General features: G+C 43.6%; 15 protein-coding genes. All 15 read right to left on the reverse strand.

What is annotated here, in order from left to right:
* Positions 1-12 precede the first annotated feature (12 nt).
* The 15 genes from mraZ to ACESTK_RS15115 all read right to left on the reverse strand — a co-directional run bounded on the left by mraZ (position 13) and on the right by ACESTK_RS15115 (position 17,189).
* The gene (gene mraZ / locus ACESTK_RS15045) at positions 13-444 is read right to left on the reverse strand and encodes a division/cell wall cluster transcriptional repressor MraZ (protein ID WP_118578197.1); all 432 of its coding nucleotides are present in this window, start codon (positions 442-444) and stop codon (positions 13-15) included.
* A 392-nt stretch (positions 445-836) separates the two neighbouring features.
* Positions 837-2,195 (reverse strand): prolipoprotein diacylglyceryl transferase, encoded by a 1,359-nt coding sequence (lgt, locus tag ACESTK_RS15050; RefSeq protein WP_373120151.1) that lies wholly within the window; start codon positions 2,193-2,195, stop codon positions 837-839.
* 29 nt (positions 2,196-2,224) lie between these two features.
* Positions 2,225-3,322 (reverse strand): redox-regulated ATPase YchF, encoded by a 1,098-nt coding sequence (ychF, locus tag ACESTK_RS15055; protein WP_021926448.1) that lies wholly within the window; start codon positions 3,320-3,322, stop codon positions 2,225-2,227.
* 247 nt (positions 3,323-3,569) lie between these two features.
* Entirely contained in the window at positions 3,570-4,247 is a 678-nt protein-coding gene (locus ACESTK_RS15060; RefSeq protein ID WP_148461132.1) for a thiamine diphosphokinase, read from the reverse strand.
* A gap of 8 nt (positions 4,248-4,255) precedes the next feature.
* Entirely contained in the window at positions 4,256-4,927 is a 672-nt protein-coding gene (rpe, locus tag ACESTK_RS15065) for a ribulose-phosphate 3-epimerase (RefSeq protein ID WP_373120154.1), read from the reverse strand.
* A gap of 4 nt (positions 4,928-4,931) precedes the next feature.
* Positions 4,932-5,810, reverse strand: a complete 879-nt coding sequence (gene rsgA / locus ACESTK_RS15070; protein WP_173716055.1) for a ribosome small subunit-dependent GTPase A — start codon at positions 5,808-5,810, stop codon at positions 4,932-4,934.
* A gap of 3 nt (positions 5,811-5,813) precedes the next feature.
* A complete protein-coding gene (pknB, locus tag ACESTK_RS15075; protein ID WP_373120156.1) occupies positions 5,814-8,054 on the reverse strand; it encodes a Stk1 family PASTA domain-containing Ser/Thr kinase in 2,241 nt (746 codons plus the stop codon).
* Positions 8,048-8,794: a Stp1/IreP family PP2C-type Ser/Thr phosphatase gene (locus tag ACESTK_RS15080; RefSeq protein ID WP_118578191.1), complete on the reverse strand. Its 747-nt coding sequence runs from the start codon at positions 8,792-8,794 to the stop codon at positions 8,048-8,050. The genes pknB and ACESTK_RS15080 overlap by 7 nt, the downstream gene beginning before the upstream one ends.
* Positions 8,795-8,855: 61 nt before the next feature.
* A complete protein-coding gene (gene rlmN, locus ACESTK_RS15085) occupies positions 8,856-9,896 on the reverse strand; it encodes a 23S rRNA (adenine(2503)-C(2))-methyltransferase RlmN (RefSeq protein WP_187565060.1) in 1,041 nt (346 codons plus the stop codon).
* Positions 9,897-9,906: 10 nt separating this feature from the next.
* Positions 9,907-11,256: a 16S rRNA (cytosine(967)-C(5))-methyltransferase RsmB gene (gene rsmB / locus ACESTK_RS15090; protein WP_118578189.1), complete on the reverse strand. Its 1,350-nt coding sequence runs from the start codon at positions 11,254-11,256 to the stop codon at positions 9,907-9,909.
* A complete protein-coding gene (locus tag ACESTK_RS15095) occupies positions 11,249-11,962 on the reverse strand; it encodes a zinc metallopeptidase (protein WP_173718149.1) in 714 nt (237 codons plus the stop codon). The genes rsmB and ACESTK_RS15095 overlap by 8 nt, the downstream gene beginning before the upstream one ends.
* Before the next feature lie 4 nt (positions 11,963-11,966).
* The gene (gene fmt / locus ACESTK_RS15100) at positions 11,967-12,923 is read right to left on the reverse strand and encodes a methionyl-tRNA formyltransferase (RefSeq protein ID WP_237963140.1); all 957 of its coding nucleotides are present in this window, start codon (positions 12,921-12,923) and stop codon (positions 11,967-11,969) included.
* Positions 12,924-13,406: a peptide deformylase gene (def, locus tag ACESTK_RS15105; protein WP_118578240.1), complete on the reverse strand. Its 483-nt coding sequence runs from the start codon at positions 13,404-13,406 to the stop codon at positions 12,924-12,926.
* A gap of 93 nt (positions 13,407-13,499) precedes the next feature.
* Positions 13,500-15,728: a primosomal protein N' gene (priA, locus tag ACESTK_RS15110; protein WP_313719076.1), complete on the reverse strand. Its 2,229-nt coding sequence runs from the start codon at positions 15,726-15,728 to the stop codon at positions 13,500-13,502.
* A gap of 3 nt (positions 15,729-15,731) precedes the next feature.
* The gene (locus ACESTK_RS15115) at positions 15,732-17,189 is read right to left on the reverse strand and encodes a UDP-N-acetylmuramoyl-L-alanyl-D-glutamate--2,6-diaminopimelate ligase (RefSeq protein WP_215660549.1); all 1,458 of its coding nucleotides are present in this window, start codon (positions 17,187-17,189) and stop codon (positions 15,732-15,734) included.
* Positions 17,190-17,417: the final 228 nt, after the last annotated feature.

Below are 17,417 nucleotides of genomic sequence, written 5' to 3' on the forward strand. Positions count from 1 at the left end.
CTTATTTTATGCTCAGATGACGATTCCCATGTTCTCCATGTCGGCAGCAATGCTGTCCATATCGTCATAATTGCAATTCTCGCTCCATTTCTCCTTGCTCCAGACTTCTACTCTGCTTAAGTTTCCAGCCAGAATAACATCTTTCTCCAGACCAGCGAACTCACGTAACGTCTGTGGTACGAGAATTCTCCCCTGCTTGTCCAGTTCACATGTTGTTGCACCTGCAACAAAGAAGCGCGAAAAGGCTCTAGCGTCTTTATTTGTAAGTGGTAATGCACGGAGTTTCTCTTCAAAGGCTTCCCATTCATCCATAGGATAAATATAAAGACAACCATCAAGTCCTCTGGTAAGAACAAATTCCTCACCTAAAGGTTCCCGAAATTTCGCTGGGATGATCAAACGCCCCTTCGCGTCGATTGTGTGATTGTACTCGCCCATGAACATAAAAACTCACCTACTCTCGTGAAATACGAGTCTCCCCCTCGTATCTCATGACGGGAAACAAATGGAAGTTCTGCCACTTCGTCCCCATTTGTCACCACTTTTCTCCACTTCCTACCACTTATGAACCCATTCTAACCCATTTGCCCCTAAATTACAAGTGGGAAATTATGAAATCTATTACATAATTCTGTTACAAAGTCCTTACAAACAGTGAAAATGCAGTCAAAAAATTTTTTTATACAAATAAATCCTGCCCTGCAGGACTTTTTATATTGCCGGAAATTCCAGCGAAATTACCTATTACACACAAAAAAACGCCACTTCAGTGGGATTCGCTCCCACCAAAATAACGTTTTGTTTAGTCCAGATTCAGGTATCTGACAATCATATGATCAATCTTCCTGCTCATGGGCAGGTTTTTTCGCAAATCTGCGCGGCTGGCTATACAACCATTCATCTTCTTCTGAAGCTGTCGGATTTTTCGCAGCAACAGTTTCTTCTTCAGAAATCCCGGCATTTTCTTCCACATGATTTTCTGTACTGGAAGCCTCTGGAAAGGCTTCCTCCTCAGAAACTTCTTCTGTATCTTTCTCTGAGTCCTCCTCATAAAAATCCTCAGCAGCTGAATTTTCCTCTTCCACGATTTTCTCTGTATTCTCTTCATCCCGGGGATTTTCTTCCGGATGCTCTTCTTCCACAGACGAAGTTTCTTCTGATTCTTCGGAATCATGTTCATAAGCAGATGCTGTTCCGTTATAGACTTCCCGAACACCTGCGGCATCTCCATCTGCAAAAGCTCTCTCCAGTCTGAGCCGGTCTCTGTATTCTTCTGCTTCAGCTTCTCTGGCTGCTCTTTCCTGCGCTTCATAGTCCTGTTCTCTCCTGCGTCTGCGCCTTGCCGCCCTCTTTTTCGCCATGGTTTCTTCCACAACTGCGATCATAGCACAGATTACAAACATTGCTGCTGAGATCAGCTGGGAAATTCCAACAGAAGTTCCCGGAATCATAAGCTTGTCTGTTCGAAGAAGTTCTATGCAAAATCGTCCGAGACCATATCCTGCCAGATATTTCAGAAATACTTCTCCGTGGAAATGTTTTTTGCGCTTCCACACAAGCATCAGGAGAAACAAAAGCAGACACCAAAGACTCTCGTATAAGAAAACCGGATGTACTTGAATATAAGAAGTTCCACCTATTGTCTCCAGGTTTTCCCTCATTGCAGATGTCACTTCGCTGGAACGCACAGCAGATAAAGGGAGCTGCATTGCAAATATGCTGTTGGTATACTCACCGAAAGATTCCCTGTTAAAGAAATCTCCCCACCTTCCTATTATCTGCGCAATAACGATTCCCATGCTGGCAGTATCTGCCATCTGCATAAAAGATTTTCTGCGCACGCCGCAGTAAATGGCTGCTCCCAGCATTCCTCCAAACAGACCGCCGTAGAATGTAAGTCCGCCATTTCTCACATTAAAGATCTCAATAATATTGCCCTTATAAAGATTCCAGGAACATAAAACATAAAGCATTCTGGATCCGACCACACCCAGAAGCAGGGACATGATCATCATTTCCAGATAATCGTCTTTATTCTCGCCGCAGCGCTTCGCTTCCAGAATCACAAATCCCATTCCCAGAAGCATTCCCAGAGCTATTACAAGGCCAAAAAATGTAATCTCAAATCCAAATATTTGAATGGATTTCCCCACATAACCCAGGTTTATTCCTAGATTCGGAAACTGAATTGACATTTATGCTATCCCTCTGTTTCTATTACTTATCAGACATTGAAACGGAATAAGATCACATCGCCATCCTGTACTACGTAATCCTTACCTTCCATTCTTACAAGACCTTTTTCTCTTGCGCCTGCATAGGAGCCACAGTCAAGAAGATCCTGATAGTTTACCACCTCAGCCTTAATGAATCCACGCTCAAAATCAGAATGAATCTTACCTGCTGCCTGCGGAGCCTTGGTTCCAATCTTGATGGTCCATGCTCTGGTCTCATCTTCTCCGGAGGTCAGGAAGCTCATAAGTCCAAGGAGATGATAACTTGCCTTAACCAGCTTCTCAAGTCCTGATTCCTTGAGTCCAAGATCCTCCAGGAACATTTTTCTCTCATCCTCATCCAGTTCGGAAATCTCTTCCTCGATCTGAGCACAGATTACGAAAATCTCACTGTTCTGCTCTGCAGCATATTTTCTTACAGCCTGTACATGCGCATTGTCAGCACCATCATTTGCAAGATCGTCTTCTGCAACATTTGCAGCGTAAATAACCGGTTTCTGAGTGAGCAGATTGTATGTTCCCATCCATGCTTCCTCATCCTCATTCTCCAGTTCCATAGTGATGGCCATTTTGCCGTCTTCCAGCCATTTCTTGATCTTCTGAAGGAAATCAAGCTCTTTTGCAGCTTCTTTGTCCATACGAGCAGTCTTGGTAACCTTTGCAATTCTTCTCTCCAGGATCTCAAGATCAGAGAAAATGAGCTCCAGGTTGATAGTCTCAATATCACGGATCGGGTCGATGCTTCCATCTACGTGAATTACATTGGTATCCTCAAAACAGCGTACTACATGAACGATTGCATCAACTTCACGGATGTTTGCAAGGAACTGGTTTCCAAGACCTTCTCCCTTAGAAGCGCCCTTTACAAGTCCTGCAATGTCAACAAATTCTATAACGGCCGGTGTCACTTTCTTGGAATGATAAAAATCACCAAGCAGTGCAAGTCTTTCATCCGGCACAGTAACAACTCCCACATTCGGGTCAATGGTACAGAAGGGATAGTTCGCAGATTCTGCACCAGCCTTTGTCAGGGAATTAAAAAGTGTACTTTTTCCTACATTTGGAAGTCCAACGATACCTAATTTCATTTTATCCTATTTCTCCTTATTTTTAGAGGCGTTTGACATTTCTTTACGCCATTCTTTTGCTATTATACCACAAACAATAAAAATATGATATATTTCCGGCCCCATATTGTCTTCTCTATACATCTTTTTATTTTAGCATACCCAACTCTTTCCATCAAGACAAAAGCTCTGGACAATCTGATAAATTTGAAAAAACACCTCATATTTCCAATTGAATATGAAGTGTTTCTCTTTTGTAATACATCATTTATTTCAAATCTCTGGACATGATCATAAGAAGACTGCCTTTTTCGTAGAGTACCTTGGCCTTTTCTTCCTGGATCTCGTTGCTAACGGTGCGGCCGCAGTTATCTGTAGTAAGGCGGTAATGATCCAATGGGTATTTAAACCCCTTCAAAGTAAGACCTTCAACCGTTTCACCGGCTGCGAAAAAAGAAATATATTTTCCGAACTGACTGTCTTTTCGAATAATATAGCCATTTTCCACAAGACAGATGTAATTCTGAGCATCTGCCAGGATCACATTGACACCCTTTTGTCTGCCATATCCCAAAAGTCCCATGTTTCCAATAAAATGATCCAGTCTTCCACCAGTTGCGCCAAGAATAAGAATATTCTTTGCCCCTCTTCTTATTGCCAGATTTAAAGTAGACTGGGTATCTGTATCATCCTTTTCAGGATTCAGTCTGACAATTTCTGTATGGTCAAGACTCTCCAGATATGCCTTTCCAGCACCTGATAAACTGTCAAAATCACCGTCCACAATATCCGGGACAAGACCTGTTTCCAGAAAGAAATCCAGTCCTCTGTCAGCCGCCAGCAAAAGCAGCTTCTTTCCTTTTCGCTCTTCTTCTATTTTTCTTATAAAATCGAGGGCAAAATCTTTCTGGATCATGCCCCCGCTTACGATTACTGTATCTATCATTCTATCTCTCACTCAATCCTGTCACCAATCTCTTCGATCTGTTTCTGAATATGGCGGACATTCTGGGCAATATTACCGCCGAATACCCAGGATCCGGCAACAAAGATATTGGCACCAGCTTTCATAACAGTCTCTATGGTACCTTCATTGATTCCACCGTCAACCTCAATATCCACATTCAGATTCTCTTTGTCGATCAGTTCTCTCAGTTCCTGAATCTTCTCTGTACACTCGTCCATATATTTCTGTCCGCCAAAGCCAGGCTGAACAGTCATTACCAAAACCATATCCACATCCTCAAGCATATGGCTGATATCATTTACCGGAGTTGCAGGCTTGATGGAAACACCAACTTTCACTCCTGCATCCTTGATACGCTCTATAGTACGTTCCAGATCCTCACATGCCTCAGCATGAACGGTGATGGAATCCGCACCACAATTTACAAAATCCTGAATGTATCTTTCCGGCTCTGTCACCATAAGATGAACATCAAAAAACATCTTGGATTCTTTACGGATGGATTTGATCACCGGCATGCCAAAGGAAATGCTCGGTACAAAATCTCCATCCATAACATCAATATGGAGCCATTCAACTCCTTCGTTTTCAAGAATTTTAATCTGTTCGCCCAGACGGTTAAAATCCGCTGATAAAATGGAAGGGCATAGCTGATACATAGTTTTAGTATCTCCTTTTCTCTTTTAATTCCTCATATAAAGCCAGATAGTTGTCATACCGCTGCTGACTAATTTTACCTTCAGACAGAGCTTTCTTCACTGCACAGCCCGGTTCATGAATGTGCATACACCCCTGAAACCGGCATTGCGGCTCATACATTACAAATTCCGGGAAGTAATCCCGAAGCTCCTCTTCCTTCATATCGGTAAGATACAAAGAAGAAAATCCCGGAGTATCCACCAGGAAAGTATTCTTCTCCACCGGGATTACCTGGGAATGTCTGGTGGTATGCTTGCCGCGCTTCAGTTTTTTGCTGATCTCGCCAGTCTCCATCTGCACTTCACCCTGCATACAGTTGGTAATGGAAGATTTCCCCACACCGGAAGGTCCTGCAACTACTGTTGTTTTTCCCTTCAGTATCTCGCGGATCTCGTCCATTCCCTCTCCCTCATAGGTACTGGAAAGCACTACACAATATCCACATCCAGTGTATATTTCGTAAAGCTTTTCCATTTCTTTCTTCTCTCCCACATCTTTCTTATTGAAGCAGATAACCACGGGAATTTTCTGCTGCTCCATCATGATCAGAAAGCGGTCCAGAAGAAGGAAATTAGGCTTTGGATTCTCCATGGCAAAAATCAAAAACGCCTGATCTACATTGGCTACAGCAGGACGGATAAGTGAATTGCGGCGGGGAAGAATGGAAGTTACACTGCCTTCCTTCTCCTCCTCATTCAAAACGGTAATCTCCACATTATCACCTACCAGAGGCTTGAAATTATCCTTTCGAAAAATTCCTTTTGCCTTACATTCGTAAATATTGCCGTCTTCCGCATAGATATAATAGAAACCTGCAATTCCTTTAATGATCTTTCCCTGCATGGATTACTCAACCTTCTCAAAAGTAAGAGGATAATGGCCAAGTTCCTGATAGCTTCCATCAGATTGCTGCTCAGACAGATATAAAGTACCCTCAGCAACTCCTGGTGCACCTGTAATATCCAGCTGATATGGGAAAGTAAGCTGCTGTCCTTCTACCACAGAGCTTGCTTTTGGAGCGCCGCCTACATTCTGAACAAGCTCCAGTCTGATCAGACCTCCATTATATCCGATAGGCGTCTTCAGTTTCTGTGTACATTTCCATACTTCGCCATTTGCTACTGCTGCAGTAGTATCAGAGGAACTCTGATCCTCAGTATTCTGTGAAGAAGTATCCTGACTTCCACTGCTTACAATAAGAGTGATCGTATCGTTATCCGGATCTGCATATACCGGGTTGTCATCTGTATATCCTATAGGATCCTGAGAGATAACAGTTCCCTCTGCAACGTCTGTGCTCATCTGCATTTCCACATTAATATTAATGAATTTGCCAAGCTTGGCAATTGCATCATTCTTCTCCATTCCGGTTACATCTGGCACCTGTACACTGTCACCATAATTAATACCACGGCTGATGGTAAGAGTAACTGTATCGCCTGCCTTGACAGTAGTTCCTGCTGCAGGCTCAGTATCAAGGACACATCCAATGTCTACCATAGAAGACTGACTTTCATCCGGGTAAATCTTATTGATCTGAACCGTTAAGCCCTGGCTTTCCAGAGTTTCCTGCGCCAAAGCGCCATTCTGACCGAACATATCTGTAAGGGTAACGGACTCAGAACCTTTACTTAAATAATAGTTAACAGTTGAATTTTTAGCTACCTTTGTTCCCTGTACAGGATCCTGTGAAGAAATCTTGCCTTTTTCCTGTGTGGAAGCCTCTTCACCTTTGTAGGTCATTCCGATATTTACAGAAGCGCAAAGTTCCTGTGCCTCAGCCTCTGTCTTACCGATAAGATCAGGTACTGGTACCATACCATCATCTTCGTCAGCAGCCTGGGTAACCTGTGCCTGCTGATTCTGCTGATCCAAAGAAGAATCCTTGCTGTCTCCGATCAGACCTGCTGCCTTTCCCACAACAAGAATTACCGCGATCAGAACTGCGGCACCTATGATCAAAGCAATAATACTTCCAGCTACACTGACGCCTCTTTTCTGCTTTTTGATACGTCTTTCTCTCTCTTCCCGCTCTCTGCTTCGTTCACGATCCCGGTTCTTTCTGGAGCCTTTCGAGCTCTCTTCCTTATCGTCATACCCGAAATCGTCATCATCGTAGTTTGTCTCATTCAGTTCTTTTTCCAGAGTTTCTATATCCGGTTTAAGAGTCTGCTTCGGAGTGTGCTTGATCTCTCCAAGCTCTTCATCAGAAATTACAACCGTCTTAGCGTCTGTGTCTACAGATGTAAGCTTCACAAAATCTCCCTGCGGGTCAATAAGAGAATGCTTCAGATCTTCGATCACGTCCTCCATCTTATTATATCTGCGATCCACACTCTTCTGGGTACATTTCATAATAATCTGTTCCAGACTGTACGGCAGATCTGGGGAATAAACACTTGGCGGTACCATCTCTTCCTGAAGATGTTTGATTGCAATGGCAACTGTAGTATCTCCGTCAAAAGGAACACGTCCTGTTACCATCTCATATAAAGTGATACCAAGTGAGTAGATATCACTCTTCTCATCGCTGTAGCCGCCTCGTACCTGCTCTGGTGAGCTGTAATGTACAGACCCCATAACATTAGAGCTGATGGTATTGGAAGAAGCAGCTCTTGCAATTCCAAAGTCTGTTACCTTTACTTTGCCGTCTGTGGAAATAATAATATTCTGAGGCTTCACATCACGATGTACAATGCCGTGGCTGTGTGCTGCCTCAAGTCCCATAGATACCTGAATGGCAATACTGGTAGCTTCCTTTACCGAAAGCTTGCCTTTCTTGGAAATATACTCCTTAAGAGTGATTCCCTCGATCAGCTCCATTACGATATAATAAACACCCTCATCATCGCCTACATCAAATACATTTACTATGTTTGGATGGGTAAGACCTGCTGCTGCCTGCGCTTCACTTCTGAATTTCTTTACAAAAGTTGCATCTTCCCTGAATTCCGGCTTCAGAACCTTAACTGCCACAAAACGGTTCAGTTTATGGTCCATTGCCTTATATACGTCCGCCATCCCGCCGGTACCGATTTTACTTACAATTTCATAGCGTTCTGCTATAATCATACCTGTCTTTAACATGTTTCCACCTCATTCGTGAATGGTTCTATCAATATGATTGCAATGTTATCCTTGCCGCCGTTGTTGTTGGCTTCCTGGATAAGAGTATTTCCCTTCCAGGTGATATCCTCATCAGAATTCAATATGATTTCTTCCATTTTTTTGTCTTCCACCATATTGCTGAGACCATCGGAACACATCAGGATCGTACTTCCCGGTTCCAGACGCATATCAAAGAAATCCACGTCTACAGTTTTTTCTGCTCCCAGAGCTCTGGTGATAATGTTTTTATCCGGATGATTTCTTGCCTCCTCAGCAGTGATTTCACCCATTCTTACCATTTCCTGAACCAGTGAATGATCCCTGGTAATCTGCCTCAGCTGTTTATCCACCACATATAGTCTGCTGTCTCCCACATTGGCAACATAAGCATACTGACCTACAATGGTGGCTACTACCATGGTAGTTCCCATTCCACGAAGCTTCTCATCCTTCTGCGCCTGTTCTATAATTTCTGTGTTCGCAGTCTCAATGGCATGGCGGATTACCTTTACAGGATTATAATCCGTATCCTCCCTGATTTCATCTACCAGTATCCTGACCGCGTGAGAGGAAGCATAATCACCTGCATTGTGCCCTCCCATTCCATCAGCAACAGCAAAGAGGTTCGGGAGATTTCCAACTGTGTCCTGGGAAGCGAACACATAATCCTGGTTCATCTTCCGCTTCATTCCTATATTCGTAGCTGAATATACCCTCATGTCACTTCTCGCTTTCTGTCCTTTTCGTACTGTTGTTCAACATAGCAACATCAGTTTTTCGTTACTGCGGATCGTAACTTTTTTCCATATAACTTTTTCGTAATTGTCCACAGGCACCGTCTATGTCACTGCCCATTTCCCTTCTAATAGTAACATTAATTCCGCATTTTTCAAGTTTTATTTTAAAATTCTCTACAGCCTGATGCGTAGAACGCCTGTAAGAACGCTCCTTAATAGGGTTTACCGGGATTAGATTTACATGACAATTAATATCATGGATTCTGCTGCTCAACTCTCTTGCATCTTCGTCACTGTCATTAACACCAGCCACAAGACTGTATTCAAAAGTAATTCTCCTTCCAGTCTCCTGAAAATAATTGCGGCATGCATCCAGGACTTCGTCCATACTGTACCGCTGTGCAATAGGCATAAGCTCCTGTCTTTTTTCATCATTTGGTGCATGCAGAGACAAGGCAAGGGTAATCTGCAGTTTTTCCTTTGCAAGCTCATAAATTTTTGGAACAATTCCGCAGGTCGATACGGTGATATTCCTCTGGCTGATGTTAAGACCATTTTCATCGGAAAGCAGATGTACAAAGCGTACAATATTATCATAATTATCCATAGGTTCGCCAGTTCCCATTACTACTACATTAGATACCCGCTCTCCCGTTATGCTCTGGATCCTGTAAATCTGATCCAGCATTTCCGAAGGAAGAAGGTTTCTTGTCCAGCCTCCAATAGTGGAAGCACAAAAACGGCACCCCATTTTACAGCCTACCTGTGACGAAATACATACGGAATTTCCATGCTTATAACGCATAAGAACACTCTCGATCACATTTCCATCAGAAAGGCGGAACAGATATTTTCTTGTGCCGTCAATGGCAGAAACCTGTTCATCCACCATTTCCAATGCCGCTATGGGATAGTCTTTCAGTTTTTCTTTTAGTTTTCCTGGTATGTTTCCCATCTCATCATAAGAGGTTACCAGATGTTCATGTAACCAGCTGTAGATCTGCTTTGCCCGAAAGGGTTTCTCTCCCAGTTCGGTCATCAGATTTTTCAGTTCGTCTTTCGTCATCGACTTAATGTCTGTCATATTTATATTCCTATTTTCTTCTGAATTTCGCAATAAAGAAACCGTCTGTCTTATGTACTCCCGGGAGCAGCTGCAGATATCCAAGTGCAGTTGTCTCTGAGTGCAGCTCCTCTGGAAGATAAGGATCCAGGCTCTCCAGCTTAAACGGATAATTATTCAAAAACCACATCATGTTCTCTTCATTTTCTTCTTTTGCAATGGTACAGGTACTGAAGATCAGCTCTCCTCTTGGCTTCACATAGTTTGCTGCGCGATCCAGAATGGTTCTCTGCAGAATCACTATTTCATCCTGTTTCTGTGGCGTAACACGGTATTTGATCTCCGGCTTCTTGCCGATCACTCCATACCCGGAACAAGGTACATCTGCAATTACAACATCTGCAAGCAGTTCTGAATCCTGATCAAAAATAGTAGCATCCTGCACTCTTGCCTGTACATTAATAGAATTGGTACGTTGGATATTTTCCTCGATCAGATTGACTTTATACTGGCTTACATCTCTTGCATCTACCGTTCCATATCCCTCCATCTTATCTCCCATATGAAGACTCTTTCCACCTGGCGCAGCACACACGTCAATAACATAATCGCCCTTCTTCGGATCTGCAACCTCCGCAACCAGCATGGAACTAACATCCTGCACGACGATTTTACCCTTGATAAAAGCATCCAGTGCAAGAATGTGGTTAAAATCAGAAATGCTGTATGCATAAGGCAGATATGGAGCAGGCGCTACATGAACGCCCTGACTTTCCAGGCTTTTTACAATCTCTTCCTTGGAATTCAGATAAGTTCGGCATCTGATGGTAAGAGGATGTTCCGTAAGAAAATCCGCCAGTATCTTCTCTGTTGTTTCTTCTCCATAGGCTTCCAGCCACCTGGTTACCAGCACCTCTGGCATGGAATACTTTACAGAAAGATATTTCAACAGATCATCTTCTTTTTGAGGGAACCGGACCTGATCCATTTCCCGGGCTATGGTACGAAGAACACCATTTACAAAAGGCTTCAGATTATAAAAACCTTTTCTTTGCGCCAGCTTCACAGCCTCATTGCACACTGCGCTGTCTGGCACACTATCCATGTATTTCAGCTGATATACTGCACTTCTTAAAATTTCCCGGATTGCAGGCTTCATCTTATCAACTGTCACCTTGGAAAAAGAATTGATAATGTAATCAATCTGGATCCGGTATTCCAGCGTTCCTTCACAGACACGGGTGATAAATGCCCGGTCCTGTTTGGGAAGGAACTGATATTTGGAAAGGGCATTCCGAATTGCCACGTGACTGTGCTCGCCCTCTTCGATTTCAAGTAAAATTTCCAGGATCATCTCCCTGGAATTGATTCCGTTAATCATCCCGTCTTCTACCTCCGGAAAGTATGATCAGTCTCAGAAGCTGTAAAATGGAAGAAGCAAGAGCTGCTACATAAGTAAGGGCTGCCGCTGTAAGAACCTTCTTCGCACCTTTGTTTTCCTCGCGGCTTAAAATTCCTGTGCTTTCCAGCATTTTTAAAGCTCTTGAGGAAGCATTGAATTCTACCGGAAGTGTTACAAGCTGAAACAGTACCGCCAGTGAAAACAGCACAATTCCTACAGTTGTAAGTGCCGGTATGGAAAGGATCAGTCCCAGAAGAAAAATCGGCCAGGAAAGGGAAGATCCGATATTTGCCACCGGAACAATAGCTGAACGGATATTCAGCGGTGCATAATTTATATTGTGCTGAATGGCATGACCACACTCATGGGCAGCAACACACACAGCTGCCACAGAAGTTCTTCCATATACGTCCTGTGAAAGTGCCAGCCTCTTTGTTCTCGGATCATAATGATCTGTAAGGCTTCCGGAAATTGGAACAATCGTTACGTCGTAAATTCCGGCTGCATTTAGAATCCTCTGGGCAGTCTGAGCTCCTGTAAGACCTGAATGGCTGCGCACCTGCTGATAACGTGCAAAAGTGCTTTTCATCTTTCCAGATGCAGCCAGTGCCAGCACCATTCCAATGATCAGCAATACATAAGTAGGATCAACATAAAATCCATAAGGATATCCATATCCGTACATAAGATCACTCCTTTTTATCTGTGAATCTGCTTCCGGTTTCTATATGACATCCTCGAAGGAATGCATCCGCATCCATTCTCTTTTTTCCTTCTAACTGTACCTGTGAAAGTACCAGAACATCCTCACCGCAAGCCACGTAAATTCCTTTTTTGTCTGTTTTTACTACTGTTCCAGGTTCTGGCTTTTCTGCGCCAGTTTCTTCACTTTTTACTACAAAGCTTTCCCATACCTTCAAAGTTTTTCCATTCCAGAAGGTAAATGCGCTTGGCCACGGATTTAAACCTCGCACCAGTCTTTCCAGTTCCTCGGCTGATTTCCCGAAATTGATCAATCCCATCTGTTTGGTGATCATACCGGCATATGGAGTAGGGCTTTCCTCCGGCTGTTTCTCGTAAACAGCTGTGCCATCAAAAATGTGAGGCAATGTCTCAACAAGAAGCTTCGCTCCTGCTTCTGCAAGCTTATCAAACAGAGTTCCGCCCGTCTCATCTTTTGCAATCGGCACTACGATTTTTGAAATCATATCTCCTGTATCAAGACCTGTGCCCATTCTCATGATCGTAACACCTGACTCCTTTTCCCCATCAATAACTGCCTGCTGAATAGGAGCTGCACCGCGGTATTTTGGAAGCAGGGATGCATGGATGTTAATACATCCGTATTTCGGAAGCTCCAGAATGCTTTTGGGAATGATCTGTCCAAAGGCAGCTACCACAATAATATCGGGTTCCATTTTCTCCAGAACCTGTAAAAATTCCGGATCGCGTACCTTCACAGGCTGGTAAACCGGGAACCCATGTTTCATTGCCTCTTCCTTTACAGGAGTGGGAAGCATAGTCTTTCCCCTTCCCTTCGGCTTATCCGGCTGGGTTATAACACCTGCCACCTCATAGCCAGCTTCAGCCAGTGCATGAAGGGGATTAACTGCAAAATCCGGCGTTCCCATATAAACAATTTTCATTTATTCCTCTTCCTCCTCATTGTCATAACTTACATGATGTAATTCACCTTCAACCAGACGTGTGTACATTTTTCCGTCAAGATGATCCAGCTCATGACAAAATGCACGGGCAAGGAGTCCTTCTCCTTCATATATCTGCTCATTCATATCCATATCAAGAGCTTTTACCTTCACATAATTTGGGCGGGTAACCTGACCGGACATTCCCGGAACACTTAAACATCCCTCCTCGCCTGTCTGCTCACCGGATGTCATAAGAATTTCCGGATTGATAAGAATAATTGGACCATCTCCAATATCGATCACTACGATTCTCTTTAATATACCCACCTGGGGAGCTGCAAGGCCAACACCGCATGCGTCATACATGGTTTCCAGCATGTCTCCTACCAGATCCTTTGTACGTTTGTCGATTTTCTCTACTGGTCTGCAGATTTTTTCTAAAACGGAATCTCCCTCTGTTCTGATTGTTCTAAGTGCCATCTCTGTGTTATCTCCTTTATCTTTGAATTTGGAAATACCCGTCGTTCCAAAGCCCTGCACCTTAACGCAGCCCTTTATTTCCGGTATTTCGCCTTATGAAAAATCAAATTGTATGTTAACTTTTCTGAAGCCGGAATTGATTTCTATATATTCCTCCAGCCTGTCCTTTATCCGGACAAGCAGATCATAATTCTCATGTTTCAGATAAAGTACTCTTCTGTATACATCCTTTACTTTCCCTACAGACGCAGGGGCGGGACCGATCACATGAAGATCTTTTCCCGCATATATTTTTCCTGTAAACAGACCAAGATAGTGCATGGCTGTCTCAAGAAGCTTCTCATCCTCTGAAGAACCAAGCACTGCCATCATATGGGCAGCCGGAGGATAATCCATAAGAAGACGGTATCCCATCTCTTCCTGGTAAAATTCTTCGTAATCCTGCTTTGCAGCTGTCTGGATGCTGTAATGATCCGGACTATAAGTCTGGATCAGGGCATGACCTTCTTTTCTTCCTCTTCCTGCTCGTCCCACCGCTTGAGTAAGAAGCTGAAAAGTGCGCTCACCACTGCGATAATCATCAGCATTTAGGGATAAGTCTGCAGCAAGGATCCCCACAAGCGTAACATCCGGGAAATCATGTCCCTTAACGATCATCTGGGTTCCAATCAAAATATCGGCCTCATGCCTGGAAAAAGCAGACAGAATTTTTTCATAGCTTCCCTTAGCTCTTGTAGTGTCGTAATCCATTCGAAGAACTCTTGCCTCTGGAAATTCTTTTTCTACCACCTGCTGGATCTGCTGGGTTCCCGCTTTAAAACCGCCTATATATGGGGAAGAACAGACTGGACATTTGTCCGGTTTCACAGTTTCATAACCACAATAATGACAGATCAGCTTTCTGCCATTATGCTCACTTAAGGAAACGTCACAGTGAGGACATTTCATTACATGACCGCAGGAACGGCATGAAACAAACCCTGCATAGCCACGGCGGTTGAGAAACAACATGGCCTGCTCCCCTTTTTTCAGGCACTGGCTCAGGTCTTCTCTCAGTTCCAGACTGAGGGCAAGGCGGTTTCCTTTTTTTAGTTGTTCCCTCATGTCAATAATTGATACCCTGGGAAGAGGTCTTTCTTCAAATCTGGCTTCCAGCTTTACAAGGACATATTCTCCTTCTTTCGCCCTGTAATACGCTTCCATAGATGGAGTTGCAGAACCAAGAATTACTCTTGCGCCTTCCAGCTTTGCTCTGTGGATAGCCGTTTCCCGGGCGTGATACCTTGGACTGTTTTCACTTTTATAAGAAGATTCATGCTCCTCATCAATAATGATCAGCCTCAGCTTTCCAAAAGGAGTAAAAAGTGCTGAACGGGGTCCCACCATAACCTGCAGTTCTCCCTGTTTGGCTCTTTTAAACTGGTCATAACGCTCTCCCAGGGAAAGTCTGGAGTTAATTACCGACACCTTATCACCAAAACGACCATAAAATCGCCGTACAGTCTGATAAGTCAGCGCAATTTCCGGAATCAGCACGATTGCCTGACCGCCTTCCTTTATCACCTTATCGATCAGCTCCATATATACTTCCGTTTTTCCACTGCCGGTAACTCCGTGAAGAAGAACCGGTCTCGGATCCGGGTGTTCCCATTCTGATAAGATCTGATTCACAGCCATTTGCTGGGATATACTTAATACTGCTGGTGCCACATGCGGAATATTCTCTGCATCTGCAACTGCATTTCTATACACTTCATCTGACTCCACAGAAGCAATCCCCTGTTCTTCAAAATATCTCAGGACAGAAGCCGTAGTGCCAAGCTCCTTTGAAGCCCAGGCAGTCTCAATTTTCCCATTTTCATTCTGCAAGAGTGCTTCCAGAAGGCGGATACGTGCTTTAAATCTGGTCATGCTGAGCTCTTCCAGAAGCTTTTCCCCATCTTCTCTGGAAATCAGAAGGGTTATCCACCTTTTTTCCTGGGCTTTTATCTTTTTCTGAATAGGAAGAACTGTTTTCAGAGCCTGGATCATGGTAGAGCCATAATTTTCTTTCATCCACCCTGCCAGCGCGATCAGCCTGGATTCTGTGGTTTCCTGATCATTTTCAATACCGGCAACAGACTTAAGCTGGATTCCCTTTACTTTGGGCTCATCAGAAATCCCCACTACATATCCCTTGCGCACATGATTTCCTCTTCCAAATGGAATGGAAACCACCATTCCCACCTGTATCTCGTCCTTCAGTTTCTCTGGAACCAGATATTGAAAGCTTTTATCCAGCTTCTCATGGGAAATGTCTACAATAATATCTGCATATGTCATGTTTTACCTTCCGGCAAGAATATCTGCGATCAACACACGCTCATCCATAGGATATTTTTTACCTTTGATTTCCTGGTAATCTTCATGACCTTTACCAGCCAGCACCACAATATCCCCTGGTTCTCCGTGATGGATGGCATAAGCGATTGCTTCCTTGCGATCTGGAATCTCCACATATTTACCTTCTGTCTTCGCCATGCCCACTTTGATGTCATCAATAATAGCCTGAGGCTCCTCATCTCGCGGATTATCAGAAGTGATGATGGTCAGATCTGCCAGACGACCGGAAACCTCTCCCATCTCATAACGGCGAAGCCTGGAGCGGTTTCCGCCACAGCCAAACAGGCAGACCAGTCTGTGTGGATGATACTCACGCAATGTAGTAAGAAGACTTTCCAAAGCCATTGCATTATGTGCATAATCAATCATCAGAGTAAATTCATCAGATACTTTCACCATCTCAATACGGCCTTTTACTTTTGCTACCTTCAGAGCCTTCAGGATATTTTCCTGGGAAACCTTAAAATGACGGCAGATTGCAATAGCGGTAAGAGAGTTGTAAATACTGAATTTACCCGGGATGTCGATTTCAACAGGGAAATCCATAAGTCCCTTCAGCTGATAGGAAATTCCAAGATAGCCTTTTCCGCCAATCAGTCTGGCATCCTCAGCGCGAAGGTCTGCTTTTTTTGAAAAGCCATAGGTTTCCAGAGTACAGGTATGTCCCTCTACAATTCTGTCAAAATGCTCATCATCACGGTTTACAATTCCTACGCGGCACTGCTTGAGAAGCATAGCTTTACAAGACAGATAATGATCGAAGTCCTTGTGCTCGTTTGGACCAATATGATCTGGTTCAATATTTGTGAAAATTCCAAAATCAAACACAAATCCCTGAGTACGATGCAGCATCAGCCCCTGTGAGGAAACTTCCATAACCACACAATCACAGCCAGCTTCCACCATTTCGTGAAAATACTCCTGAACTACATAGGATTCTGGTGTGGTATTAGAAGCAGGTATTATCTTATTTCCGATAATTGCCTCAATAGTACCGATCAGACCAACCTTGTATCCGGCATTTTCCAGAATGGATTTTACCATATAGGTAGTAGTGGTTTTTCCCTTGGTTCCGGTAATTCCGATTGTTTTCAGCTTCTCTGCCGGATGTCCAAACCAGGCCGCTGAAATAAATGCCATAGCATATCTGGTGTCTGTCACCTGGATAACCGTAACATCTGACGGTGCAGAAACCTCCTCTTCTACTATCAGAACTTTAGCCCCTTTTGCTGTTACATCCGGGATAAATTTATGTCCATCTACAACAGCACCTCTGATACAGATAAACAGAGAGCCGTCTGTTACCTTTCTGGAATCATAAACAACACCAGTGACTTCCTGCTCTGTGCTCCCCTGCACGCAGGTGTATTCTAACTTCTCTAATAAGGATGATAATTTCATAATATATGCCTCCCTATATTGACGTTGCTTTAAAATCACGCCAGAGCTTATTTGAAAAAGACTTTCAGCAAGATGTGCGTCACAATTTGCGGGAATGATTTTTCAAACACGCTCTAATCTGGTGACATCATACAGCAACGCATACTCTTTTATAGAATATCACACACAGAATTTGTTTTCAATCTTTCCTGTTAAAAAAGCAGTAACCGTTCACCTCACATTATAGTT

Origin of the sequence: Ruminococcus sp. Marseille-P328 (genome assembly GCF_964249465.1) — a bacterium.
Lineage (GTDB): Bacteria > Bacillota > Clostridia > Lachnospirales > Lachnospiraceae > Blautia_A > Blautia_A faecis.

What these genes read in the sequence shown, in the direction of transcription:
- lgt (WP_373120151.1), bottom strand. Translation starts at nt 2,195, where the DNA reads ATGTCAATTCAGTTTCCGAATCTAGGAATAAACCTGGGTTATGTGGGG.
- ACESTK_RS15080 (WP_118578191.1), bottom strand. Translation starts at nt 8,794, where the DNA reads ATGAGGGTATATTCAGCTACGAATATAGGAATGAAGCGGAAGATGAAC.
- ACESTK_RS15095 (WP_173718149.1), bottom strand. Translation starts at nt 11,962, where the DNA reads ATGTACGGATATGGATATCCTTATGGATTTTATGTTGATCCTACTTAT.
- def (WP_118578240.1), bottom strand. Translation starts at nt 13,406, where the DNA reads ATGGCACTTAGAACAATCAGAACAGAGGGAGATTCCGTTTTAGAAAAA.
- fmt (WP_237963140.1), bottom strand. Translation starts at nt 12,923, where the DNA reads ATGAAAATTGTTTATATGGGAACGCCGGATTTTGCAGTTAATCCCCTT.
- priA (WP_313719076.1), bottom strand. Translation starts at nt 15,728, where the DNA reads ATGACATATGCAGATATTATTGTAGACATTTCCCATGAGAAGCTGGAT.
- ACESTK_RS15115 (WP_215660549.1), bottom strand. Translation starts at nt 17,189, where the DNA reads ATGAAATTATCATCCTTATTAGAGAAGTTAGAATACACCTGCGTGCAG.
- ychF (WP_021926448.1), bottom strand. Translation starts at nt 3,322, where the DNA reads ATGAAATTAGGTATCGTTGGACTTCCAAATGTAGGAAAAAGTACACTT.
- mraZ (WP_118578197.1), bottom strand. Translation starts at nt 444, where the DNA reads ATGTTCATGGGCGAGTACAATCACACAATCGACGCGAAGGGGCGTTTG.
- rsgA (WP_173716055.1), bottom strand. Translation starts at nt 5,810, where the DNA reads ATGCAGGGAAAGATCATTAAAGGAATTGCAGGTTTCTATTATATCTAT.
- rpe (WP_373120154.1), bottom strand. Translation starts at nt 4,927, where the DNA reads ATGTATCAGCTATGCCCTTCCATTTTATCAGCGGATTTTAACCGTCTG.
- ACESTK_RS15060 (WP_148461132.1), bottom strand. Translation starts at nt 4,247, where the DNA reads ATGATAGATACAGTAATCGTAAGCGGGGGCATGATCCAGAAAGATTTT.
- rlmN (WP_187565060.1), bottom strand. Translation starts at nt 9,896, where the DNA reads ATGACAGACATTAAGTCGATGACGAAAGACGAACTGAAAAATCTGATG.
- rsmB (WP_118578189.1), bottom strand. Translation starts at nt 11,256, where the DNA reads ATGATTAACGGAATCAATTCCAGGGAGATGATCCTGGAAATTTTACTT.
- pknB (WP_373120156.1), bottom strand. Translation starts at nt 8,054, where the DNA reads ATGTTAAAGACAGGTATGATTATAGCAGAACGCTATGAAATTGTAAGT.